This is a genomic window from Paenibacillus sp. FSL M7-1414 (assembly GCF_038003195.1).
Classification (GTDB): domain Bacteria; phylum Bacillota; class Bacilli; order Paenibacillales; family Paenibacillaceae; genus Paenibacillus; species Paenibacillus amylolyticus.
This window is the reverse complement of record NZ_JBBOOS010000001.1, coordinates 3,716,444-3,740,020: the sequence shown is the minus strand read 5'-3', so window position 1 is coordinate 3,740,020 and position 23,577 is coordinate 3,716,444. Positions and strand designations below refer to the sequence as shown.

General features: G+C 42.8%; 22 protein-coding genes and 1 pseudogene. 3 read left to right on the top strand and 20 right to left on the bottom strand.

Annotation, left to right across the window (positions count from 1 at the left end):
• Positions 1-141 precede the first annotated feature (141 nt).
• The 4 genes from MHH92_RS16195 to MHH92_RS16180 form a co-directional block, all read right to left on the bottom strand.
• A complete protein-coding gene (locus MHH92_RS16195; RefSeq protein WP_340904883.1) occupies positions 142-2,190 on the bottom strand; it encodes a glycoside hydrolase family 16 protein in 2,049 nt (682 codons plus the stop codon).
• A gap of 153 nt (positions 2,191-2,343) precedes the next feature.
• Positions 2,344-3,885, bottom strand: a complete 1,542-nt coding sequence (locus tag MHH92_RS16190; RefSeq protein ID WP_340904882.1) for a response regulator — start codon at positions 3,883-3,885, stop codon at positions 2,344-2,346.
• A 3-nt stretch (positions 3,886-3,888) separates the two neighbouring features.
• Entirely contained in the window at positions 3,889-5,727 is a 1,839-nt protein-coding gene (locus MHH92_RS16185; RefSeq protein ID WP_340904880.1) for a sensor histidine kinase, read from the bottom strand.
• Between the two features lie 73 nt (positions 5,728-5,800).
• Positions 5,801-7,453 carry an extracellular solute-binding protein gene (locus MHH92_RS16180; protein ID WP_340907692.1) on the bottom strand — a complete coding sequence of 551 codons (1,653 nt, stop codon included), beginning with the start codon at positions 7,451-7,453 and terminating at the stop codon, positions 5,801-5,803.
• 198 nt (positions 7,454-7,651) lie between these two features.
• Here MHH92_RS16180 and MHH92_RS16175 point away from each other — a divergent pair, with 198 nt between their 5' ends.
• Entirely contained in the window at positions 7,652-7,909 is a 258-nt protein-coding gene (locus MHH92_RS16175) for a GlsB/YeaQ/YmgE family stress response membrane protein (protein ID WP_036613911.1), read from the top strand.
• A gap of 159 nt (positions 7,910-8,068) precedes the next feature.
• On the opposite strand, the gene MHH92_RS16170 is transcribed toward MHH92_RS16175, so the two are convergent.
• The 3 genes from MHH92_RS16170 to MHH92_RS16160 all read right to left on the bottom strand — a co-directional run bounded on the left by MHH92_RS16170 (position 8,069) and on the right by MHH92_RS16160 (position 10,305).
• A complete protein-coding gene (locus tag MHH92_RS16170) occupies positions 8,069-8,860 on the bottom strand; it encodes an SDR family oxidoreductase (protein ID WP_340904878.1) in 792 nt (263 codons plus the stop codon).
• A gap of 406 nt (positions 8,861-9,266) precedes the next feature.
• Positions 9,267-9,713, bottom strand: coding sequence for a GNAT family N-acetyltransferase (locus MHH92_RS16165; protein ID WP_036673639.1), 447 nt, complete (start codon positions 9,711-9,713; stop codon positions 9,267-9,269).
• Between the two features lie 163 nt (positions 9,714-9,876).
• On the bottom strand, positions 9,877-10,305 hold the full coding sequence (locus MHH92_RS16160) for a MarR family winged helix-turn-helix transcriptional regulator (RefSeq protein WP_036613915.1): 429 nt from the start codon (positions 10,303-10,305) through the stop codon (positions 9,877-9,879).
• Positions 10,306-10,471: 166 nt separating this feature from the next.
• Here MHH92_RS16160 and MHH92_RS16155 point away from each other — a divergent pair, with 166 nt between their 5' ends.
• A complete protein-coding gene (locus MHH92_RS16155; protein ID WP_340907690.1) occupies positions 10,472-11,782 on the top strand; it encodes an amidohydrolase family protein in 1,311 nt (436 codons plus the stop codon).
• 83 nt (positions 11,783-11,865) lie between these two features.
• On the opposite strand, the pseudogene MHH92_RS16150 reads toward MHH92_RS16155, so the two are convergent.
• Positions 11,866-12,257 (bottom strand): annotated as a pseudogene (locus tag MHH92_RS16150) (ester cyclase).
• Between the two features lie 157 nt (positions 12,258-12,414).
• On the opposite strand from MHH92_RS16150, the gene MHH92_RS16145 reads away from it, so the two are divergent.
• Positions 12,415-12,771 (top strand): winged helix-turn-helix transcriptional regulator, encoded by a 357-nt coding sequence (locus MHH92_RS16145; RefSeq protein ID WP_340386417.1) that lies wholly within the window; start codon positions 12,415-12,417, stop codon positions 12,769-12,771.
• 196 nt (positions 12,772-12,967) lie between these two features.
• On the opposite strand, the gene MHH92_RS16140 is transcribed toward MHH92_RS16145, so the two are convergent.
• The 12 genes from MHH92_RS16140 to MHH92_RS16085 form a co-directional block, all read right to left on the bottom strand.
• The gene (locus MHH92_RS16140; RefSeq protein WP_076250537.1) at positions 12,968-13,801 is read right to left on the bottom strand and encodes an SPL family radical SAM protein; all 834 of its coding nucleotides are present in this window, start codon (positions 13,799-13,801) and stop codon (positions 12,968-12,970) included.
• Between the two features lie 364 nt (positions 13,802-14,165).
• Complete coding sequence (locus MHH92_RS16135; RefSeq protein ID WP_036613922.1) at positions 14,166-14,534, bottom strand: hypothetical protein; 369 nt, start codon at positions 14,532-14,534, stop codon at positions 14,166-14,168.
• A gap of 1 nt (position 14,535) precedes the next feature.
• Positions 14,536-14,883, bottom strand: a complete 348-nt coding sequence (locus MHH92_RS16130) for a YolD-like family protein (protein WP_339187004.1) — start codon at positions 14,881-14,883, stop codon at positions 14,536-14,538.
• Entirely contained in the window at positions 14,880-16,097 is a 1,218-nt protein-coding gene (locus MHH92_RS16125) for a DNA polymerase IV (RefSeq protein WP_435303316.1), read from the bottom strand. The genes MHH92_RS16130 and MHH92_RS16125 overlap by 4 nt, the downstream gene beginning before the upstream one ends.
• A gap of 307 nt (positions 16,098-16,404) precedes the next feature.
• Positions 16,405-17,865 carry a glycoside hydrolase family 1 protein gene (locus MHH92_RS16120; RefSeq protein WP_340386413.1) on the bottom strand — a complete coding sequence of 487 codons (1,461 nt, stop codon included), beginning with the start codon at positions 17,863-17,865 and terminating at the stop codon, positions 16,405-16,407.
• Positions 17,866-17,878: 13 nt separating this feature from the next.
• The gene (locus tag MHH92_RS16115; RefSeq protein WP_340904865.1) at positions 17,879-19,744 is read right to left on the bottom strand and encodes a beta-glucoside-specific PTS transporter subunit IIABC; all 1,866 of its coding nucleotides are present in this window, start codon (positions 19,742-19,744) and stop codon (positions 17,879-17,881) included.
• A 146-nt stretch (positions 19,745-19,890) separates the two neighbouring features.
• On the bottom strand, positions 19,891-20,730 hold the full coding sequence (licT, locus tag MHH92_RS16110) for a BglG family transcription antiterminator LicT (protein ID WP_076250546.1): 840 nt from the start codon (positions 20,728-20,730) through the stop codon (positions 19,891-19,893).
• 259 nt (positions 20,731-20,989) lie between these two features.
• Entirely contained in the window at positions 20,990-21,319 is a 330-nt protein-coding gene (locus tag MHH92_RS16105) for a metal-sensitive transcriptional regulator (protein ID WP_047843212.1), read from the bottom strand.
• Between the two features lie 239 nt (positions 21,320-21,558).
• The gene (locus MHH92_RS16100; RefSeq protein WP_047843211.1) at positions 21,559-21,798 is read right to left on the bottom strand and encodes a glutaredoxin family protein; all 240 of its coding nucleotides are present in this window, start codon (positions 21,796-21,798) and stop codon (positions 21,559-21,561) included.
• A gap of 33 nt (positions 21,799-21,831) precedes the next feature.
• Positions 21,832-22,035, bottom strand: a complete 204-nt coding sequence (locus MHH92_RS16095; RefSeq protein ID WP_047843210.1) for a heavy-metal-associated domain-containing protein — start codon at positions 22,033-22,035, stop codon at positions 21,832-21,834.
• Between the two features lie 5 nt (positions 22,036-22,040).
• Positions 22,041-22,670, bottom strand: coding sequence for a nitrite reductase (locus MHH92_RS16090; protein ID WP_282321244.1), 630 nt, complete (start codon positions 22,668-22,670; stop codon positions 22,041-22,043).
• 16 nt (positions 22,671-22,686) lie between these two features.
• Positions 22,687-23,565 carry a hypothetical protein gene (locus MHH92_RS16085; RefSeq protein ID WP_340904855.1) on the bottom strand — a complete coding sequence of 293 codons (879 nt, stop codon included), beginning with the start codon at positions 23,563-23,565 and terminating at the stop codon, positions 22,687-22,689.
• Positions 23,566-23,577 lie beyond the last annotated feature (12 nt).

The following is a 23,577-nucleotide window of genomic DNA, read 5'->3' as shown; positions in this document are numbered from 1 at the left end:
AAGTCTAAATTTAAACGACCGATTCCCAGGTAGAAATATTGGGAATCGGTCGTAAGCCTATTTTAGAGTATGAGATTTCAGGTCCGGTTTGCCCAGCATCTGTTCCATCTGATCTTCATTCGCTCTATCCGAAATCGCAAATCACTGTTCTTTATACACGCGCACATAATCCACTTGCATCGTCGCCGGGATATCGGAGGCGTTCGGGGTACGGCCGCCGTCAAAGTTTCCGCCGACTGCCAAGTTCATAATGAGGTAGAACGGCTCATCGAAAGGTGCATTCGGATTATTCGGTGCAGCTGCGGAATACCACTGCTCATTAGTGACTTTATAGAAAAACTTGCCGTCCACATACCATTTAATATTGTCCTCTCCCCAGACTACCGAGTATACATGATAATCATTGGCAAAAGTTTGCCCCGCCGGGAAGTGGTAATCGCCGCCCGAATACTGGTTCCCGGGCCATTGTCCACCAAAGTGTATGGTACCGCTTACTGATCCAGGCAGACGGCCTCTCGCTTCCATAACATCAATTTCACCTGATGCAGCCCAAGTGCCGTATACTGAATCTTTTGGAAGCATCCACAGTGCTGGCCATACACCATCACCTGTAGGAAGCTTGGCACGAAAATCGACTCTGCCGTATTTCAAGGACAGCTTATCCTTGGTGTTAATCTTTCCCGAAGAATACTGTGCATACCGATTCGGGTCTTGTGGGAAAGATTTGCTGTCGTTCATGGCTTTGATATTCAGCTTCCCGTCCTGTACATAAACATTTTGAGTGCTGTTTGTGTAGTGCTGCAGTTCTGCATTTCCCCATCCCCAAGTACCGGGATCGTTATTGAGATAATATCCTGTTTCATAGTTCCATTTATTTGTATCCAGCGTAGTTCCGTTGAATTCATCCTGCCAAATGAGGTTCATGCCCGCGATTGCCGGGTCGGTTGGCGTTCCGATTGAGATATCCTCTTGATCAGATACATCAGGACGCGGGGCATTTGGATTGCCGATGAAGGTATAGTTGACGAAGTTGTTGCCAATATTTCCACCCGCCTGTCCGTTCAGCGGATATCCAATACGGATCTGCATATTTTCTTGGATTGGCTGGAACCAAAGACCATAGATATAATCGGCCCAGTAACCCCACTGGTTGGCATCGGACATATTGTTATACCCATTAGCGGAGTATGCAAATTTGCTCTGGCTGGAGTTACTCAAATCCACCCATTGCCCATTCATGTTAATCTGGTATACGAAGTTGCCTAGTTCCTTGGCGATTGGCGCCCCCCCATCAATTTTGGGAAGCGGAACCCCGATGGAACCATTCGCATCTGCTGTGAAGGTTGTTCCTTCGTATGGCGTAATAACATATGAATTTCTTGTAGGTTCATTAAACGTAATGGTATAAACAAGATTAGCCGAAGAAGTCTTTGATTCCAATTTGACATTGATCGATTCCGTTACGTTAAACCAGTAACCTCCTCCACCGTCTGTGAATTGGCCAAAGTTGTGATCGTAGATCCAGCCGCTGGCTGCATTATTGTCAATATCAATCCAGGTGCTACTGTTTACAGGTTTGACATACACCTTCAAATCATCCGCAACAGCTTCATAAGTGACCGCAGGATTATTGTTGAACGTTGGATATGTAAAGCCTGCACCGCCTGTGAAACTTGCCGTGATTTGTGGACCTTGTGTTGGATTCATCGCGGTGATGGTTGTTTTGTTAATATTTTGGAATACAAGTTGATACTCCAGCTTAACACCATTCGCTTTGGAGTACAGCTGAATCTCGGTTGTTGCGGAGAGGGTGAACCAATAGCCGTTGAAACCGCCATCGCTCCAGTGCCCCCAGTTTTGGTTATAGATATAACCGCCTGCCTGGTCGATATCAACCCAGTTGTTGCCCACTTTTACATTCACGCCCACATCACTGTGAACATCATTCCATGTCGCAGAGCCTCCATTGAACTTAGGCATAACAAATCCGTAGCTGGCCTTGCCAACCCCAGATTTAGAAATAACAGGCCCGTCTGCTGGTGAGAAGTACTCCATTGAGGTTACGGTAGTTCCCGCTGCCTGAACCTTTGAAGCTGGCAGTATGCCAATACTAGCCAGCATCACAACCACAAGGAACATACCGAGTACCTTTTTCATAAACCGTTTCGCCGTAAAGTGAGATGGTTTCATAATTACCCTCCTTTAATAGAATAATAGCTTCTCCCAATCCATGCGCATTAAGGAAATCGCTTACAAGTGGGAGTATCTTTATTCTATCGAATAGGTTCATTTGCTGAAAAGGTACAATTGTTTTTGTGGTATCCCATTTTTTTGGCTTTTGATTCATTCTGCCTTCTGCCGCATCATCTGTCGGTACTCTGTGGGTTGGATCTGCATCGCAAGTCGGAACGCGCGTGTAAAGCTTTTATAGCTTTCATAGCCAACCATAGCAGCCACCTCCACAATTTTATGATCGGTTTCGGCGAGAAGCCGCCGCGCTTTATCCAGACGCACATCTCGTAGGTATTCAGCAAAACCTTTACCAATATTCTTCTTAAACAGATTTGAAAAATAAGCATAATTAAGCGATACATGATTGGATACCATCGCGAGGTCCAGCGGTTTGTGGTAACTCTCGTGTATAAAACGAATAGCTTCATTTAGATCCTGCGAATGGCGATAGCTGCACTTATAGTCATAATATAACTGATTCAACCGAAGCAGCTGCTGTTGCAGTGCTTGTATATACTCACGCATCCCTTGATAATCAAAGAGATTACGCAATGATTCAAGATCCAGCACTTCTTCCCCCATATAAGGGTGGATAACTCGTTCGTATTCCTCCATCATCTGAACGGTGGCGGCGCAGAGCTGTTGGGTATAGCGAATAGGATAGCGTTGCAGCACCTTTTTGTGAAATATTGCAGAAATACCCTGAGTAATTGTTCCGCTGTTATCTGTTCCAATCGACTGGAACAGTTCATATAAGTCTTCATAGGGAAGTTGCCACTGCTGTTCCATATGCTCAATATGTGCTGGGAAGATACTGTACTGATCAGGAAACAGGTAACTGTGGCGATAGAGCTCAAGCACTTGGGTATAGCTGTCGGGTAGTTCTTTTAACCCCTGCATCGGGTTAGTCATGGCCGTTATGGCATTGATCTTTGCTTCCTTGAGCGCTGCAGGCAAAACACTTGGATCTATGGACGCATCCGCCGCAAGGATCAGGTAGGGGCGATGTTGCAGGCAAATACAACCTTGTCTGCCAAACACACGATAAGCAATGGCTTCCATGCTATGGGCGCTGCTGGCTCCGGGCTGGTTCATGCAAACTTCTTCCCGCAGCAGGGCTAGACGATAATTACCCCATAACGCATCATGTTGTTCCTCAATCTGAAGGATCCATGCGTCATCACTTAACGCACCTTGCATAAACATTCTTAATTCTTTACGATCGGTCTCTTGGGCGAGGCGGGATACACGCTGCATATTATGCGTAAGTGCCTGCCGTGTCTGGATCTCTTGCCATACATGCTCCAGGGAGTGTTGCAGATCCTCTCGCTTCAAAGGTTTGAGCAAGTAACCCTTTGCACCAAGCCCGATCGCTTTTTGGGCATATGTAAAATCACTATAACCGCTGATAATGAGGTATTCCACATCCATGTAGTCCTCTTTGGTTTGAGCCATGAGCGTCAACCCATCCATATCGGGCATCATAATATCGGTAATAACGATGTGAATGCAATGCTGCCGCAATAGGGACAGCGCCTCAATCCCACTCGCGGCACAGTATATGTTGTTCAGCTCCAGAGGAAATTGATGCAGCATGGCCTGCAGGCCGTCACGAATGTGTTTTTGATCGTCCACAATCAGGATATTAATCATGCTCTACCACCCTCCAAGATTTACATTTTCCCAAGGCAAGCGTATCGTTACGCAGGTATATGCACCTTGCACACTATCAATCCAAAGACCGCAATTCTTGCCATAATGAAGCTGCAATCGCTTATTCACGTTTTCCAAACCAAGTCCGCTCCTGCTAGTAACCATCGGTGTATCCGATTCGCTCCGCAGTAATGCCTGAAGACGGTGTAACATTTCAGGCTCTAACCCCTTTCCGTCATCTCTTATGTTAATGAAAAGCAGACTGTCATTCTCCACAGAAAAGGTAATCTCTATAGTTACCCTGCCGCCTGAAGGTGCCCCGTGATGAACTACATTTTCAACGATAGGCTGCATACACATCTTGGGAATGGCGTAGCGAAGTATCTCCGGAGGAAGATCCGCCGTCATAACGATACTGCCGCCTTCCATAAAGTTGATAAATTCAATATAACTTTGGATATTGGCAAGCTCCTCACGAAAAGCAACGGTATCGCTGCGCCACTGCATGCTGTAACGTAGCTGGGAGCCCAACGACACCAATGAATTAGCTATAGCAGGCTGCCTCTGTACCTCTGCCTCCATACGGATCGATTCCAGGGCGTTATATAAAAAATGAGAATTAATCTGCGAATGCAGGGAGTGCAACTGTGCGTTTTTGGCAATTAACTGCTTATCCACGACCTGTGTCATTAGACGTTTGACCTCATGTAACATTTTATTGTAATTCACCGCCACCTCATCGATTTCATCCCCTCTTTCGTTCTCATCAAGGCCTATATCAATCATTGCATCCAGCTCGCCTTTCCCTACCTGACGCATGGATACCAGTACGCTGTCCAACCGCCGGAAAATACGCCGCGTCGTTTGGGATACGAGTAACATAATCAGTAGCAATACACATAATGTAATCGCTACCACAAATGTATACCAACTGCGCGGCCCCTTCATCAATGCCTGATGGGAAGCAATCTCGACCACATAAGTGTTCAACGGAGCGATGTATCGATACAATGCATAGAAGCTCTGATCTCCCACCTTAACCTGAAGCGGGCTTTCCTGCGGCACTATATCCAGCTGGTGATGAATACTGCCAAGGATCTCCTCCATCCCCTGCCCGTACTTCTCAGAAAACTCATGCTGGGGATTGTAAACATACTGGGGAGGATCACTTGCGTTCATCAACACCGAAAAGAAGTCCCCCTTGCTCTCTTGGAGCAGGTCGCTGAAAAACATGCTGTGCGGGACTCGCACTTCCATAATACTAGGGCGTTTTTGTTCCTGTCCTTGAAGGCGAACCAGACGATAGTAGGATAATGTGTGTTCACCATCCCTAAAAGAAAATAAACGGTAAGCCGCACCACCTTCGTCCCGAAGCTTTACCCAGTAATCCTGTGGCCAAAATTTCTTATAATGATAGATTTCAGGCCAAATTTCATACAAGTTTGGGTTATCAACGTAAAAGCTAAGCTCACTGATCATCGCATTGCTTTGAATGATATTAAGCATTTGCTCAAACTGGTTCTGCTTAAACTTCACCAGACGCAGTCCATCCACAAGCATATTGGAATGAATAAAATCCACAAATGACTTTTGAGTAAGGGCTGTATTGGAAACGTTCTCAATCATGTCCATTCGTCTGCGCAATTGTTCATTCAGCCATGAAACGTGGCTGTTGCCCGTTGCCATAGCATCCTTATATAGCTGGGTTTCTTGCATGCGGATATACACAAAGGATATCAAGATAACAGGTATGGCAATCATCAGGCTAAATGCCAGAAACAGCTTTTGGGATATACGGGCATTGCGATAAAGCTTCCTCAATCTCGTTAGTAGGTATTTCATTCTGATGTATTCACCACCTTCTTTATACCATATATTACTAGTTAGGTGATCGTTAACAATGTAGTAGGAATGGTTATCTGGCTATCTTGGCTTTCCGCAGTTCCAGTTCAGATTGGCGATATTCCATCACCTGGTTAAAGCCGTAGTTCACACGACGTATCAGAAAATTCTCAAAAATCTTGTCAAAGGCAGCTTCATCCTTCGCTGTAATCAGTTCTGGCAGCACTTCTTCCCAATTCTGAGAAATACGTGACCAGGCTAACGCTATATCGGAATCCCCTATAGGATCTAGTCCCTTATAGATGCCGCTGTCCAGATCGGCCTGTTGGTTGGCGAACTCCTCCATTTGCTTAATGGATGGGGCATTCTCTGGTCTCCACTTGTTAACGAAAGCAGGGTTTCGCAGCATCCAGTAGGTATCCATAATGCCATATTCCTTTTCCAGCCGCTGCCTATCCGTGTCATGCAACTGAACCATTGCCGCCGTCAACTGCGGTTTGCCGTTCTTAATCTCCCAGGTTTCACCTTCTTTGCCTAAAAATAAATCCCTTTGGCCTTCTTCACTGGCCAGATAGGTCAAAAATCGAATGGCCCGTTCAGGGTTTTCCGTGGATTTGCTAATCATCGTAACCATCCAGCCATCCATGCTGCCGGGAAACAGTTTGGCGGATTCCCCCCTGCTACTCCGGGGTCCATCTACAGCAATATAGTATGAACTCTGATTCGTAAGGACTTCCAATTTCGAATTGAGGTCCGATATGTCTGTCCATTCCCGAATCATCATAAAATATTGGGCATGGTTGGTTTTTTCCTGCACCTGCGCACTGGAGTCGACCAGAAAATCAACATTAATCAGGCCCTGCTCGTAAGCGGTACGAAATGTTTTCAGCCACTCCATATAATCGGGATCTGTCATTCGGTCGTATACTTTACCGTTCTGTTCATGGGGGATCGCAAGCAGATTTTGCAAGTATTCGGTCAACCCATAGGATGCATTCCCCTGTGCCCAAAACGGACTGATCAGCTGACCTTTATAAACAGAATATTGATTCTTCAGCAATTGCAATGCATTTAGAAAACCTTTCGGTGTGGTAAGGTCCGGTTTGCCCATCGACTCATACAGATCTTTACGTACGAGAAAGGTTTGGTTCGCTCCCGTCAAGCTGGTTGAACGCATCTGTTCGGGACTGTACGCATCATTGGGGATGACATAGGTATGGCCGTCTTCCTGCCGATACCATTGCAGAGCATCATCACCTGCTACCTTGTAAAAGTAAGGATCATACTTGTTGGCTAGCTCATCCAGGGCATAGATGAGATTACTCTCCCGAAGTTTGTTAACCGCACTCTCCCAGGAGCCGATGGTTATCAGATCCGGCAGACTACCGGTCGTCAACATCCGTGATAACATCTCGCTTGGTTCACCAGTTGATACTTCAAATTCGATATTGACCCCTGTTTTTTGGGTGACATATTTGGAAGTCAGGCTCTCACCCCAAGTTTGCCCGTACCATTCAGCTCCAACGAACCACGTTAGATTCACGGGGGTGGTATCCAGCTTCCATGACGGTTCTTCCAGATTCAGATTAAGGCTCTGTATCTGCTCCGTGAAGTCAGCCTTTGTCGAAGCACCCTTATCTTCCGCTTGCTCTGACTCAGAACAAGCAGTCAAGCCTGACATCAGAAACATCATCAACAAGGCTGTAATAAAAGGACTTCGAAACATAAACACCTGAGCGCCTCCTTTCTATACTGGCCATCTCCTTCCCCATCTGCAACAGCATTCATACTAGTGGTGGTACAACCGATTTTACTACCCTTGGATTAAAATGGAAATGGTTTAGTGGTCGATTCGCAGATGATCCGCAACATTCCCCCTAACGAAACATAACTTGTAATAAATCAATGGAAGGGAGACCAATTCGTGTATTTAATCTGGATACTTATTGTCGGTGGGCTAATTGGCTGGTTAAGCGGAAATCTGATTGGACGGGACGTGCCGGGAGGCGTACTTGGAAATATCATTGCTGGCTTTGTTGGATCGTGGTTAGGGTATGAACTGTTGGGACCGAGGGGGCCGGTGGTGGGTGGATTTCATATCATACCCGCGATCGTCGGGTCGATCATTGCTCTCTTGATTTTCTATGCTCTGGCGCGCGCTGGAGCGTTTCGAAGACGTTAACAGGCGGAGACGACAAGTTTTACCCAATTGATTGGGTATTGACGTAAAGCTTCTTTCGCCACCTTTGCATCATCTTCTTCACAAAGCATAGTATCCACCCGCTAGTCGAATAAAGCCGCCGATCCTGTTGATCGGCGGCCTCCTTTGGTTTTATGGAAATTAGAAACCACCTCTAGAATGAATGATTTGTCCGGTGATCCATTGGGAATCGTCGCTTGCCAGAAAAGCAATCAGACGGGATACATCTTCAGGAAGACCGATCCTGCCCATCGGAAATTCCGGTAGCAAAGCTTGTTTCACTTCTTCTGACATCCAACCCGTATCAGTAGGCCCGGGATCAACCGCATTCACAGTAATGTGAAACGGAGCCAGCTCAGCAGATAGACATTCGGTAAAGGTGGAGACAGCGCCTTTTGTTGCGGCATAAGCGAGATTGCCAGGCATCGGCCCCTTACCTTGACCGGACGTGAGGTTGATGATCCGGCCGCCGCAAAGGTCCTGATGGACGGCCAGTTCAACCTCCAGCATACGCGCAAATTCAGCCGATAGCATGAATGTACCTCGAATGTTCATGGCACAGTGCGCATCGATCAATGATGCATTTAATTGACGGAAATCAGCTGCTACACTGTAGGTAGCGTTGTTGACGAGAATGGTCGGCAGCCCGAGAGCCGATCGGCATGCATCAAGCAGTTGCGCTGGAGAATTGGGATCGGTAAGATCGACCTCCATATGCGCTGCCTTAACGCCATAGGAGCGAAGTTCTTCGGCAAAGAGATCCGGCCAGTTTTTGTCGGCATCCCCCGGATTCTCTGTTTTATCGTAATCGTACAGATGGGTATAGAACACATTAGCGCCTTCTTGTGCCAACGTGCGGCAGACAGCGGTTCCAATACCTCCGGGGCGGCTTGTGCCTGTCACAATAGCGGTTTTTCCGTATAGTTTGGTCATTTTATTACCTCCGTTTAATAAGAGAGGGAGAAAACCATTTTTCATTGGAGATGGAATTATCCTAGGTATAACAAAAAGCGGATACATCAAGTATCCGCGCCCGGGTTTGATTCAAACGGTTCCTCGCGTCCCTTGAATGATTGCGGATCGGCATCACAAACCAGGCGTGTGGTTATAACCAAAACACCAAGTCGAGCGATCCAGTTTAGATAACCATTACAAGGAAGTCCACATGGTCCGGCGAGTCCCCTTTCCTACATCTCCACTTTAAATATTACGAGTCAGACTCAATTACTGTCAAGACAAATACATGGGATTACATTTCCAGTGAAAATGGTTGGGTGGTCAAGCATCCTGCTAACCTGCAGACTGTTCACTTTTTTGAATGTAACTTTATGTTTGATTTTTACAACTTCAATTCATATCGTATATCAGGTAAATTCTCTTCATTTTCTTGTCCTCTACCAGTAATTTCAAATCCATTATTCTCATAAAATCTTTGGGCATTTTTATTCACTTCAAATGTATATAAAGTTAATTTTCCATTTGCTTGTGCTTTTGCTTTATTAAGCAAGGTTCGCCCTATTCCATTCCCTTGATAATCAATATGAATATAAAGTTGGCTTATCTCAGTTTCACTATAGGCAATCATTCCAACTACTTTTTCATCAATTAACGCTAAATCTATTTGATACTGTTTAGATAGTATATGATTTAAAAAATATAGATGGTTTTCGAAGCTATGGGTTTCAGCCTGACCAATTGCCCGTTCCTTACTATCTCTCCACATTTTCACTGTATGTTCAGCATACTTGGGATTATAGTTAGATACTTTAATTTCAAGTTTGTTCATTAATATACCGCCTTAAATAGAAAGATTTTCAAACGATGCAGTATTGACTTGAAAAATATCTTCTTGATCCAAGATTTCCGTTCCATTGTAAGTAATAATTCCTGATGAGAAATCAATGTCATCAGTGTTCTATGACCACCAGTTACCTCTGCCTGCCAGTCTATTATATGCGTTCATTAATTCTGATCAGTAATTTCTTTAAGATTTGCTTCTCCTCGTCATTAAGGGCTTGAACGATTTCATCCTCCACTTTTTGAAATGAGTTATTGAAGTCTTCAATCAAGTCAACCGCTTTTGGTAATACATAAATATTTTTTTGCCGTTCATTATTGGCCGGGATTTTACGTTCGATGAAACCTTTTTGCTCTAGACCTTGAAGCATGCTTGTAACGCTTGCCCCACGCAGATGAAACCGATCTGCAAGATCCTTTTGAATAATATGATTATCTTGATTCTCATAAATATAATCGATTACTTTTCCTTGTTGAGAACTTAATCCTAGTTCTTTTATACTCTCATCCGCTCTTTTCTTTAACTTAAGACCGATAATTTGAAACAACTCCATATAAGGCGTATCTTCTCGGGAAGGCATGACCGTCCATCGTCCCCTCTGTAATTGTTAGGAATCTAATTGTAAGTAGCTAAAATATACAGTGATCCCAGTAGGCTTGTCAAATAATAATTAGACTATTGACTGTTAGATATCTAACAGTTATACTCCGAAGTGTTGAAACACAAACACATTAGGAGGAGTTATGATGGAGAAATTAAATCAGAATGCTGGGTTAGAAGAAATTACGGCGATTACAAATGTACGAATCTTTGATGGATATCAGATTATTGCTCCCAGACATATTGTCATTAAAGGGGTTTCCATTATTTCAGTGGGCGGAGACATCCCAAGCGATGCAACAATTATTGATGGAGAAAATGCGACATTAATACCTGGTCTGATTGATGCACATGTCCATACCTCCATTGGTGGATTACGAGATGCCTTAAAATTCGGTGTTACAACAGAACTTGAAATGAACGGCGATTTTACGAAAAGAGGGCGCGAAATTCAGCTAAAAAATGTGGATGACATCGCAGACGTTCGATCTGCTGGGACAGCGATTACCGCTCCTGGTGGGCACCCAGATGAATTACTGCCTGATGGAGATGAAATACCTGAATTCGTATTAAAGGAACTAGAGAAGTTGTCGGAGGAAGACCGGGAAGCAATGTTGGCCGCCTACGCTCACGATCACGACGAAATACCTCAAGTGACGACGGTTGATGAAGCGATCAAACATGTGCATACCCAAGTGGAGAATGGATCCGACTATATTAAGATCATGATTGAAGAGGGAACGGTTATGGGTGCACCTGGCCTGCCTGTTCTAAGTGATGAGATTCTAAAAACAGCTGTTACTGAAGCCCACAAGTTCGATAAGTTGGTCATTGCCCACGTCTTGACGGCTCTTTCATCGAAAGCAGCCATCGATTTTGGAGTCGACGGTTTGGGTCACTTGTTTATCGACAGACCCGAGTACACGTCCGAATTGGTTAAATCCATAGCTGATTCTGGAGTTTTTGTTACACCGTGCTTGGTGTTGAATTCATCGATTATAGGTAATCCGGCATCAGAATTGGCTAATGATCCACGAGTTCATTCCAAATTAAGTCCGGATTGGATCGATATCTTGAACTCAAGCTTCAATACATTCCCACAAGGCAATATGGAGAACAGCTTCAAAAATGTGATGGATCTTCACCGTGCCGGAGTTGATATTCTTGTAGGGACGGATGTCGCACCGGTTCCCGTTCCGAACCTTGGTGGCCTTGCTCATGGGGCCAGTGTTCACCACGAAATGCAGCTGCTGGTGAAGGCTGGGTTCACTCCGATTGAAGCTCTTCAGTCGGCTACTTCCAAACCGGCCCGTTGCTTTGGTCTACAAGATCGTGGCCGGATTACCGAAGGTGCACGTGCTGATCTTATTCTCATAAACGGTGATCCGATCACTAATATTTCAGATACTTTGTCAATCAAATCCGTGTGGTTCAATGGTTCGCAAAAACTAGGCTAAAACTAGTAGTTTATATTTCCTAATTGTAAAATCACTAAGAAGAGGGATTGCAAAAATGCAGTCCCTCTTCGACTTTAATCTAATTATGCTTTTGGAATTGCCCCTATTTGTTGAAGCAAGCCAAGCATATCGGGTTGACCATACTCTTCAATAATTTGGCCATTAGAGATCCGATAAAAATTCATTGCATTTACTTCGATTTTTTTGCTCGTTGGTGAAACCCGAGAAACTCTCCGTCTTGTGTGCCCTTCATGACAAAATGAGCTGCTACTAGATCCTCTTCTGCTACCAGCTCCTTAACAGTCCATTGTATATCGGAAAAACCAGATCTCATCATATGAATTATGGAGAGATAACCACTTGGACCATTCATTGGTTCTTTTTGCATAGGTACATAAAAAACAGCATCTGGAGCAATCAATTCTTCAGCAAGTTCCTTGCTTGCCGTATTAATGAAGTTCGTGAAACGATACATCAATTGTTTGTTTTCTGTAATCGTCATATTTAAACCCCTTTCTATTTTCGTGAGCATATGCCTTCACTTAAATTTTATCGCTACTTTAGATAATTGGTAAGTAGGCACCTTTTTGTTATATAGGATACTAATAGTAACTATTGGAGGCGATAATGTAGTGATTTCAAAAAAAGAGTTGCCGTTGTGTCCCGTCGCAACGACAGTTGGATTGATAGGTAACAAGTGGAAGTTATTGATTATGAGGGATCTTTTGAAGGGAACTCATCGATTCGGAGAACTTCGTAAAAGTATACCTGAGATCAGTCAAAAGGTTCTCACTGAAAATTTGCGTTCAATGGAAGAGGATGGAATTGTCATTCGTACTGTTTTTGCAGAAGTCCCTCCGAGAGCCGAATACAGCTTAAGTGATTTAGGAAATTCACTGAAGCCAATTATATTCTCTATGGAAACATGGGGGCTCGGGTACCAGAAACTCAATGATGAACTTCCAAACGATATTCATCAGAGTGAATGATGTCAAATTGTTACTCCACGGTCATTTCAAAATAAAATGAATCCCTCTACATCTTCAAGTTAAATCAATGGAGGACTCATACGTCCTCCATTGACTCGTATGAGAGAGTTGATCTTCGAACACCAGTTTCTGCAATAATTCTATTGCATGAAGAAAAAACGGGCAAGATCCTCATTAAATGAATGGCTATTTAAAATCAAAATGGATATGCACTGTTTTTGGATACATGAATAATTTCAGATGGAAACCTTGCCTTAAAATATTTTTCGACTTTCAGATGAATTCTTTTCTCGTACCATTTCTCCCAGCCGTTCGCCTCAAATAATTGTGGCATCCCTAACCGCTTAGATCTCATCCCCATTTGACCATCACCAATCAATAGCGTATCAATCCAAATTCGATCAGTTATGCCTTGTAACATGTTAGCGAAATTAGGTGAAAAAGGTAGCACAGGGGAAATAGATACTTGTGTATGTATCCCTGCATCATTTATCTTTTTCAAGGCTTTAACTCGTAAATCTATTCCAGGAGCATAGGGCGAAAAAATTCGTTTCACGTCTTCGCGATCTGTCTCGATTGTCATTGAAACCATAATTCTACATTTTTCCTTTAATTTCAGCAGTATATCAAGATCTCTGGCAACCAGCGGGCTTCTAGTTTGAATTTGAAGTGAATCTGGTGGGTTTTTATCCATTTCTTCCAACAGGCTTCTTGTAATGTTTGCCTTCTGCTCTACAGGTTGATAAGGATCTGTGGCTGATGACATGAATATACTTATGGGTTTATTTTTACGTCTTAGAAGAGAGACTTCCTTTAGATAGTTTTCTGCTGCATTTTTCTTGACATCCACCCACGATCCCCAAGGAATATCCTTAAACTTTTGAATAGGCATTTCTCTGACGTAACAGTATTCGCAAGCAAATGCACAACCCGTATAGGGATTTAGTGAATGAGTAAAACCAATATCTAGATAACCTTTTACTTCACTTAATATTTTCTTAGACACAATGTCTTTGATTTCAATTGGCATGACGCTACCATCCCCTCAATTACTTTTACGCCCACTTCTCCTCTTGAGTTTTATCTTAAAATTTCTCATGCTACTTGAAATGACGACTTGAAAATTACGTCCCGCAAGCGAACCGGGAAATTGGGCATCCTACTGATTTCTCGACTGTCTTAAACCTGCTGCTATTCCTCCTCCTTCGTGGCTTTTCTTTTGAATGTCCTTACTGAATACAGGGGCAGATTTATAATAATGAAGTTTTTTATCTTTGACATCCAAACATAGTTTACTCTGCCTCTTTATTTATCTTTTTTGTGATTCCCGGTTTACCGAAAGATCTGCTCGTATTTGTTGCCGCACCCATAAGTTAGACTCTTATTTTCCATGTTCATGTGGGCAATTCAGTAATATCAACGTTCATATGTTCGGTAAGCATTAAGGTTACATCCACTTTCACTTTGCTCCATAATAATGTCATTTTATGAATGTAACCTCTCACCGAATAATCTACCGTTAGACTCAGTTCGGATCTCACTTCATCTATGATTTTAATATGATGTTCCTTTAGCCTTTGTTTCGATTTGTACATTTCTAAAGCAATTTTCTTTTGGGTACCGTCCAAGTAGTCAACATACACAGATTTCATCTTAAAGTTTGAAGCGTATATTTTATGCTTATCTACCTCCAGAGCACCTAACAGATAAGGGAGCTCTACCACCCTCTTCACGAGTGAAAGTTCCTCGAAAGTCTGTCGCACTTTATACGCCTCCTTCTTCAAGTTTCACAGCGACCAATTGATCAAAATCGACCCATTCAAATCCATTCTCCATTTCAATTTTGATTTTCTTTCCAAAGGTACTGACTGAAGTGACGATCCCGTGTATATCCCGATTGCCTGACTCAGTAAATATTTCAAAGGTGGCTTGCAATGTATAATTGAGCGACATATCTATATTTTGTGTAATAATCTCCCACTCATCTTCATGGATCAGCGGCTTCGCTTGATAATGAATTTGAGTACGATGCTGTATAATTCGTTCTTTATGTTGAGGAAGCATCATGCGGCTCGATTCCCATAATCCATTGGCCTCCAGTTTTTTGCTCATTTATAATGCCCCCCAATTTTAGATGCTCGATCGATCGCTTGACCCGCAGCCGTAATGGAGCTCGCTCGTAGAATGGCAATGTCGCCAAATCGATCCTTAATGTCGTCCATAACCTGATCAATGGCCCGTTTCTGCTCTTGATCATCAAAAAAAGAAAGTTGATATGTATCCGCGTTGGATAATTGAGACAGGGATACGCCTACACGGCGCACAGGTTGCCCATCCCAGTGTTGATGAAATATGCGTTTGGCTATCTTGCATACATCAACGGTTATGTTTGTAGGATCAGACAGTTTAACCTGCCTGTGAAAACCAGTGGGGTGGTCAAAATCCGCTCCAGATACACTTACGGATACGACACTGCTCATCAGTCCCTTTTTGCGGGCTCTTCTGCATACTTCTGTGCAGATATCGAGAATAACCACTTCGATCTCCCAAGCCTCTGTGAAATCTCTAGGCAGGGTCATTCCGTTTCCGATATCTTTTTGTGTACTGTGCGTGTTAACGGTTACCGGCGAATTGTCGAGTCCATTTGCGACTCGCCAGATGACTTCTCCATTAACACCCCACTTACTTCTTAATTTGGAAAGAGGCGTATTCGCCAGGTCTCTAATGGTTCGGATGCCCATCTTCCACAGATGTTTTTCCATTCTTGAGCCGATCCCCCACATATCGCGGATGGGCTTATCTCCAATATGGAGGTGTAACTCCTCCTTTTTTAAGTGGAAAATACCCCCCTCTGCTTTTTTAGCGATCATATCACAGCATAATTTACTGATGATTTTGTTTTCACCAATGCCAGCTCTCGCGTAAACGCCTGTTTCATTATAGATTTTGTCTTGAATTTGCTTGGCCAAATCGACTGGATCATTACCGAATAGATGCATAGACCCTGTAAAATCAGCGAATAATTCGTCTATACTGTACGGTTCGACCAGATCGGTGAACTCTTCAATAATGGACATGATTTGAGTGGATACTTCGATATATTCTTGCATGTGTGGTCTCACAATGATCAGTTCAGGGCACTTCTGAAGAGACTGCCAGAGTGGTTCCGCGGTAGACACACCCTTCGCTTTGGCTAGTGGACAAGCGGCTAGGATAATTCCAGAGCGTCTTGCGGGGTCTCCCGCAACAGCTAATGGTCTATTTTTGTATTGAGGCATTTTTGCCTTTTCGACTGAAGCATAAAAGCTCTGCATATCAATGAGCATAATGGTTCGTTGCTTAGTCAACACTGTAATCACTCCTGTACTTTTGAGAACGTATGTTTGTATATATTATAGACCGAACACACGTTCTTTATGCAAGAGGTAAATATTTATAATTAGCTTTTGAAAACCCTTGGACACCATAATGAACTGTAGACTGGATATTGTCAGCCACTGTAGCCATCCAAATAATTAATTTTTAGTTTTATTATTGATGCACAAAAAACCAAGTACTTGTCTCACAAAGTGATAAGTACTTGGTCTATTTGATAGGATTTAAAGATTGGATCATCTTTCGTTCGATTGCAAATTATATTTCCAAATCCAATCTTTCCCCGTTGGATTCAATCACCTTTTTATACCAGTGGAAACTGTCCTTTTTACTTCTTTTCAGGGTACCTCTGCCCTCGTTATCCTTATCTACATAAATGAATCCGTAGCGTTTCTCCATTTCGCCAGTTGAGGCACTAACGATGTCGATGCAACCCCAAGCCGTGTAGCCGATAAGATTAACGCCATCGAGGATAGCTTCTCTCATTTGTTCGATATGATCTCGCAGGAAATTGATCCTATACGTATCATGGATAGAGCCATCCTCTTTGATGACATCAACCGCTCCCAGACCATTTTCAACGATCATTATAGGGATTCTATACCGATCGTACACATGATTGAGGACGTAACGAAGTCCAACTGGATCGATTTGCCATCCCCAATCATTTGCCTTCAAATAAGGATTTTTGAATCCACCAAAGACATTCCCCTGGGTCTCATCACCTTCTGGACGGGTACCCACTACATGAGACTTGTAGTAGCTGAAGCTATAGAAATCAACACAGCCTTGTTTTAGCACTTCTACGTCTTCTTCTGCCATCTCAATCTGAATATTGTTCTCATTAAAATATCTCTTGGCAAAGTCAGGGTATTCCCCTCTAACTTGCACGTCGCTGCTCAGCATATTGTTAATCTGATCCATTCTCAGAGCCTTCAACATATCTTCCGGTTTACATGTACTTCCGTAACCATGACTATAATTAATCATACAACCGATTTGGAACGCCGGATTAATCTCATGAGCAAGTTTGACAGCTTTTGCACTTGCTATAAATTGATGATGTAAAGCCTGGAATCTTAATTGCGTACTATCCACAACCGTATTGTTAAATACACCACTATCATCAACTAATAATGCCCCTGCTATATATGCACCTGCTGGAACAATTAAACTATTGATCTCATTAAATGTAATCCAGTACTTCACGACATCCTTGTAACGGGTGAAAATGGTCTCACAATACCGTACGTAGCAATCGATCATTTCTCTGGAAGCCCAGGCATTGAATTTCTCAGTTAGGGCAAACGGAGCTTCGTAATGTGAGATTGTAACGATAGGTTCAATATTATACTTTTTCAGTTCACTGAACACCTTGTCGTAAAATTGAAGTCCTGCTTCATTTGGCGTTACATCGTCCCCGTTAGGGAATATTCTGGACCAAGCAATGGACATTCTGAAGCATCGAAAGCCCATCTCTGCAAACAGACGGATATCTTCTTTGTAATGATGGTAAAAGTCTACTGCCTCATGGGAAGGATAGTTTACACCCTCCTCAATGTGTTTAGTGATCCGTCTTGGAATAGTATGCGTTCCACCCGTCATCATATCTGCTGTACTTGCCTTTTTACCATCAATGTTCCAGGCACCCTCGTATTGATTCGCCGCTGTTGCGCCGCCCCACATAAAAGAGTCTGGGAATACGGTTGTGTTCTTCATTGGAAATTCCTCCTTATATGATCTTAATTAGTTTTTCCCCGATCGTAATCGATGGTTTGTCTATAGCAATTACATCTGTAAAGTCATCTGAATTCGTAACAATAATAGGTGTAGTCAGATCATAACCTTTGGCGGCTATTGCATCTGTATCGAATTCGATAAGTAAATCCCCAGCTTTTACTTCATCACCTTCTTGCACATGTACCTTGAAATGTTCACCTTTCAGCTTCACCGTGTTCATGCCAATATGCACGAGGAGTTCAGCGCCATTATTCGAGCTAATACCCATTGCGTGGAAGGTAGGGAATACCGCGGATATTACACCATCGGCTGGTGAAACAAGCTTTCCAACTGTAGGTTCAATGGCGATCCCTTTTCCCATAGCTCCAGTTGCAAAGGCTTCATCCTTTATTGTTGATAACTCTAGAACTCGACCAGTCATTGGTGCTATGAGCACATGTTCAGAAACACTAACAACAGGCACACGGTTTGTTGAAGATGAATTGGCTGGTGTTCGTTGATCCTCTCCATCCTCAGGAACATCTTCAAATCCTAAAATAAGCGTCATCAAGAAGGTAACAACAAAGCCAATGACCAGACCAATTGCTGCATGGATTAGGTTCCATGGATTATCTGTGATAAATGCTGGTAACGTAGCCAAGCCGGCAATGCCTAGAGCAGATCGAGCTACACCGAACAAGCCAACGTATATTCCGCCTACAATACCACCAATGACAACAGCGATCAGTGGTTTTTTTAACCGTAGATTTACACCAAACAATGCAGGTTCGCTAATTCCTAACAGCGCAGTTACGCTAGTAGAGTAAGCAACTTGTTTAAACGCTTTATTTTTGGTTCTTAATGCGACCGCGAGCGCAGCTGCACCTTGAGCAATATTGTGTACGAGCATACCTGGGCCAACAATGCCATCGGTTTTTGTTTGTGCATAAGCAGTGAGGACAACGGGTCCCAAACTATAGTGCATCCCCGTCAGAATCAGGAAAGGGAATGCGCCGCCAATAATACCAGACACTAACCATCCTGCGTGTGTATTGACATAGGATACAGCAGAAGCAAGATAGTTACCGGCAATTGCACCCAATGGTCCTAGAATAATTAATGTTAGAGGCGCCATAACAAGGATTACAACTAAAGGTTTCAAAATGGATTTGATCACGGAAGGAGAATACTTTTCAGCAAATCGTTCCACATATGACAGGATCCATACGGCTAGAATAATTGGAATAACGGAAGAAGAATACGTCGCTTGTGTGACAGGCAGACCAAAGAACGTAACAGGCTCACCTGCAGACATTAACGCCGAAAAGCTAGGATGTAACAAGATACCCGCAATGGTTAAAGCAAAGCCCACATTAGCTTTAAGTTTAACAGCAGCACTCCAGGCGAGTAGCATTGGCAAGAAGTAATAAGCCGCATCCCCGACGAAAGTCATAATCGTATTAAATTGACCGTCAAGGTCAACGAGATCAAAGGTTTTCAAAATAAGAAGAACTGCCTTAATCATGGCACAACCGATCATCGCCGGTAGGATGGGTGTAAAGATTCCGGAAATCGTGTCCAGAACAGTAGAGACTTTTCCTTTTTTCACAGTTGGAGCATCATTCTTGCTTGTAAAGTTCCCTAGCTGCGCAAGGGCTTTATAGACGTTGTTGACCTCATTACCAATAATGACCTGATACTGACCTCCACTACTGGCAACGCCCACAACTCCTTGTACGTTTTTCAGTGCTTCGTTGTTCGCAATCGACTCGTCTTTTAAGTTAAAGCGCAGCCTGGTAGCACAGTGTGTAACACTTTCAATGTTTTTTTCACCACCAACAAGTTTTAGAATGTCGGTAGCCGTTTGTTCATGTTTCATTTTTGTTCCCCCTTCAATGTATTATTTTACAAAAAAAGACCTAGAGTTCTATCGAATATAGATATGCTCTATACACGATGGAACTCTAGGTCTTGCCTGCATCACCAGTAACAATCCTAGTATAGTCATTATGGAGCGATGATGGGTCAATCCCTTTCTTCATCAGTCACCCTTTTGATATGAACAGTTAAATACACCAATTCGTCTTCGGTTAATTCTTTCCCATAGTCTACCCGAATCAACTGCGCAATTCTTAGACTACATTGGTACTCTAGCTTATATTTTTCTTTAATAATATTGAGGAAATCGTTATCATTACTTTTCATCACCGTATTGTTAAACAGACGATAGGCAAAAAACTTTAGATGCGTGATCAGTCTGGAGTAGTGAAGGGAGCTTTCGTTAAAGTGAATTTTGAACTGATAACGAATAATATTTAAAACCTTTTGAATCAATTGTGTCATCTTCATGGTATCTTCCATTTCAGATCCGAGCTCTGCATTGACAATATGAAGCGCAATAAATCCAGCCTCATCTTCAGGCAACGTAATGTTGAATTCTTGATTAATCATATCCAAAGCCTTCAAAGCCACTCGATACTCATTGGCGTAGAATGCTTTAATTTCAGACAATAACGCATTGTTGAAGTTCATTCCCTGTTTATAGCGTGATACGGCGAAGTTAATATGGTCTGTTAGCGTCAAATATATATTTTCATTCAGCTCTTTATCCAAGGACTGCTTGGCATATTGAATAATACTATCGGACACACGGATGTACTCCATCGGAATCTGCGCGAGCAGGGCATATAATTTGCCAGTTACATTTTTGGACTTCAGGAAAAATTCTTTCTCAATCTTCTCTGTGTCCACATCGTCTCCTTTTTTCTTCTGAAAACCAATGCCACTTCCTAGAAGCATCATCTCCTGGCGTCTTTCATTTACAGCGCAGACGACATTATTATTAATAATTCGCGTGATTTTCATACGAATCTCCTTTTAAAATGAAACGTTAACAGAATTTAGCAAATAAAAAAGACCATTAATAGTGCACCCATGGTATTAAACTCTACATGTTTGCATATTAATCGGTCTTGCCTGCTGATCAGTAACAATCCTGATTATATTCATTATTTACTTGTACGATTATCTTAGTGGAAGGCGTTAGATTTGTCAATATGGTCATTTGAAGTACTGATGGGGCATTTGCCTGAATAAAACAAGAGGATATCTCCCCTATCCTAGCTTACTTAATTAACTTATTTACAGTGATCATCAGTTCATCCAAAACTTTGTGATCGCCTTCTGAAATGCGTTCAATGACACAGCTTTTCATATGATGTTCCAAAAGCTGCTTTCCTACGCCATTCAATGCGGATTGAATGGAGGCAATTTGGTGCAACACGTCATCACAATACGTATCCTTCTCAATCATTCCTTTTACTCCACGCACTTGCCCTTCAATCCGATTCAACCGGCTAATTAATTTTCGCTTTGTACTCTCCGAATGATGGCTTTTCCGCTCGTTTGAAGATGTATGGTCACATGAGGCGGCCTCAAGTATCGTATCATCCATGTAGATCAACTCCTTTATTAACACATTACCATCCCCCCCTACCCTATGTAAAGGGAGCAAGAAGTATCATGGTACGTGCTAAGAGAACGGCTTGTCATCAACCAAGATTGAATCGGTTGGGCAACCATCTACTGCATCTTGTAAGCATATTATACCCTCCACTCCTACAAAGATATATCAGTCAAAGGTATTTTTTATTAAGAATAACCCCAGTCGGAAGTTGACCGGGGTCATAACAGTTACTTAACTAACTCACTGATTTCAGTGAGATTTTCGGCAAAGCCTACAAACACCTTATCTCTAATGACAATGGTTGGAACAACCTGTTTTCCAGTCAACTTCCAGACTTCCTCAGCGTACTTGGCATCTTCTTCACAATTGTAATCCGTATAGGGAAGCTCACGCTCTTTAAAGTAACGTTTAGCATAATTGCAATCGCTGCAGGTTGGGATTGAATAAATCTGAATGGATTCCGTCATGCCCAATTACTCTCCCTTGTATTTCAATATATATTACGCTCCGACGTTATATCCTTTTTTACGGATCGCTTCTTCAATTTCAGCGATTTGAAATTTAGAATCGTCAAATCGAACTTCTACTGTTCCCTGTTCAAAATTAACGTGGCCTTCAGCGCCAAGAGCGCTAATTGCACTTTCAATTTTAGATACACAAGAACGGCAAGACATACCTTGAATTTTTACAGTTGCTTCTTTCACTGTTTTCACCCCCTTTCAAGCGTCATAGACTTCAAGTTTTCCAGTGTCATTCGATTAACGAATTTGCTGAACTTTTCTTTGCCTTTTGCATGCATCTTATAATAATCAATAATTGCGGTAACGAAAGGAATAAGCTGATCCTCCATTAATCCGGAGTGTAGAAGCTTGGCGAAGGAGGGTTTAAGCCCCTTCGACTCGCCACCAACATAAACATCGAACTTATCGCGCATCTTTACGATCCCAATATCCTTAATCAACGGTTCACTTGTGCCTAAGGCGCATCCAGCATATCCAATCTTGAGTGGTGTAGGCGTATCGATACCGGAAATGGCCTGATTTAAATTTTTGGCTGTTTCCATGCCTGCTTCTTCTGCACCTCTACAAAAGTTGCATGCGATCAGACTTTTGGTTACAAATCCTGCAGGGTTTATTTCAAGACCGTGATCCTCAAGTTCATTTGTGATCTGATCTCGTTGTTCAATCGATACTTCTGTGTAGAGTTGCTTAAAGGGTGTCATCTCCACTTTTGAATCTGGACCAATAATCTCGCCAATTTTAACTAGTTGCTCCGGAGTGAATAAGCTTCCACCAAGTTGGATTGCTGGACTAATCGCTATTTTAATTTGATCTCCCATGCTCATACCTCTTTACTCACTTTATATCTACTACGAAAGGTACTGTAAAGACTTCCCCATCATGTTGGAATTGGCCCCAGATTTTATAGATTCCGCTATGCGGGAAGGAGGTCATAAACTCCGCTTTTGGACCTGTTGCCTTTTCCTCTGTTGGATGAACATGCAGATATTGCTCTGCATCCTCAGAAAGGATAACAACATGACCTACAGCACCGAGGTATTGTTCCAGATTATTGATCCCTTCGTCCGTTTTCGCATCCATGATATTAAAGGTCAGATTTACGTCTTCGTTGGTCTTTTTGGTACTCAATGAAAGTTCGATTTTTTTACCATCCACTTCTTTTATAAGGTTGGAATCCGCTTGAACAGGCTCTTGGGCTTTTTCTGGACCCCCAACGTTCACCCATTCACTGGGTGTAGTACTCGCTCCACCTTTTGGAACAAAGTCGGCAAGAATTTTGTATTCTCCACCAGCTGGAAATGAAGTTTCAATCACAAACTTTCCATCGCTTTTAAAATCTGGATGAATGTGATTAAAGTAAGAAAGATCTTTACTCACCACGATAAGGTGCATTCGTTTTTCGTGACCCATTTCAAATTCATTAACCGGATTACCATCGACGTCCGTGATTTGGATTGTCAGATGCGAATTTTCATTGGCCTTCACATCTGATGCAAAGGAGAACGAGGTTTCAAGGGCACTTGCTGTTGAATCAGCATGAGGCCCTGCGTGATCATGACTCGCACCTTCAGTTTCAGAATTCATCTCAGTATGATTCATACCACCATGTCCATCTGTATGTGCACTTTCTTTAGGGGTTCCGCAAGCAGACAACACACCGAAAGCTAAAACACCGGTTAACATTAGCATGATTTTTTTACTCCTCATCATCATTATGTTCGCTCC

What these genes read in the sequence shown, in the direction of transcription:
- MHH92_RS16195 (WP_340904883.1), bottom strand. Translation starts at nt 2,190, where the DNA reads ATGAAACCATCTCACTTTACGGCGAAACGGTTTATGAAAAAGGTACTC.
- MHH92_RS16190 (WP_340904882.1), bottom strand. Translation starts at nt 3,885, where the DNA reads ATGATTAATATCCTGATTGTGGACGATCAAAAACACATTCGTGACGGC.
- MHH92_RS16185 (WP_340904880.1), bottom strand. Translation starts at nt 5,727, where the DNA reads ATGAAATACCTACTAACGAGATTGAGGAAGCTTTATCGCAATGCCCGT.
- MHH92_RS16180 (WP_340907692.1), bottom strand. Translation starts at nt 7,453, where the DNA reads ATGTTTCGAAGTCCTTTTATTACAGCCTTGTTGATGATGTTTCTGATG.
- MHH92_RS16170 (WP_340904878.1), bottom strand. Translation starts at nt 8,860, where the DNA reads ATGACCAAACTATACGGAAAAACCGCTATTGTGACAGGCACAAGCCGC.
- MHH92_RS16165 (WP_036673639.1), bottom strand. Translation starts at nt 9,713, where the DNA reads ATGAACAAACTTGAAATTAAAGTATCTAACTATAATCCCAAGTATGCT.
- MHH92_RS16160 (WP_036613915.1), bottom strand. Translation starts at nt 10,305, where the DNA reads ATGCCTTCCCGAGAAGATACGCCTTATATGGAGTTGTTTCAAATTATC.
- MHH92_RS16155 (WP_340907690.1), top strand. Translation starts at nt 10,472, where the DNA reads ATGGAGAAATTAAATCAGAATGCTGGGTTAGAAGAAATTACGGCGATT.
- MHH92_RS16140 (WP_076250537.1), bottom strand. Translation starts at nt 13,801, where the DNA reads ATGCCAATTGAAATCAAAGACATTGTGTCTAAGAAAATATTAAGTGAA.
- MHH92_RS16130 (WP_339187004.1), bottom strand. Translation starts at nt 14,883, where the DNA reads ATGAGCAAAAAACTGGAGGCCAATGGATTATGGGAATCGAGCCGCATG.
- MHH92_RS16125 (WP_435303316.1), bottom strand. Translation starts at nt 16,097, where the DNA reads ATGCTCATTGATATGCAGAGCTTTTATGCTTCAGTCGAAAAGGCAAAA.
- MHH92_RS16120 (WP_340386413.1), bottom strand. Translation starts at nt 17,865, where the DNA reads ATGAAGAACACAACCGTATTCCCAGACTCTTTTATGTGGGGCGGCGCA.
- MHH92_RS16115 (WP_340904865.1), bottom strand. Translation starts at nt 19,744, where the DNA reads ATGAAACATGAACAAACGGCTACCGACATTCTAAAACTTGTTGGTGGT.
- licT (WP_076250546.1), bottom strand. Translation starts at nt 20,730, where the DNA reads ATGAAAATCACGCGAATTATTAATAATAATGTCGTCTGCGCTGTAAAT.
- MHH92_RS16105 (WP_047843212.1), bottom strand. Translation starts at nt 21,319, where the DNA reads ATGGATGATACGATACTTGAGGCCGCCTCATGTGACCATACATCTTCA.
- MHH92_RS16100 (WP_047843211.1), bottom strand. Translation starts at nt 21,798, where the DNA reads ATGACGGAATCCATTCAGATTTATTCAATCCCAACCTGCAGCGATTGC.
- MHH92_RS16090 (WP_282321244.1), bottom strand. Translation starts at nt 22,670, where the DNA reads ATGGGAGATCAAATTAAAATAGCGATTAGTCCAGCAATCCAACTTGGT.
- MHH92_RS16085 (WP_340904855.1), bottom strand. Translation starts at nt 23,565, where the DNA reads ATGATGATGAGGAGTAAAAAAATCATGCTAATGTTAACCGGTGTTTTA.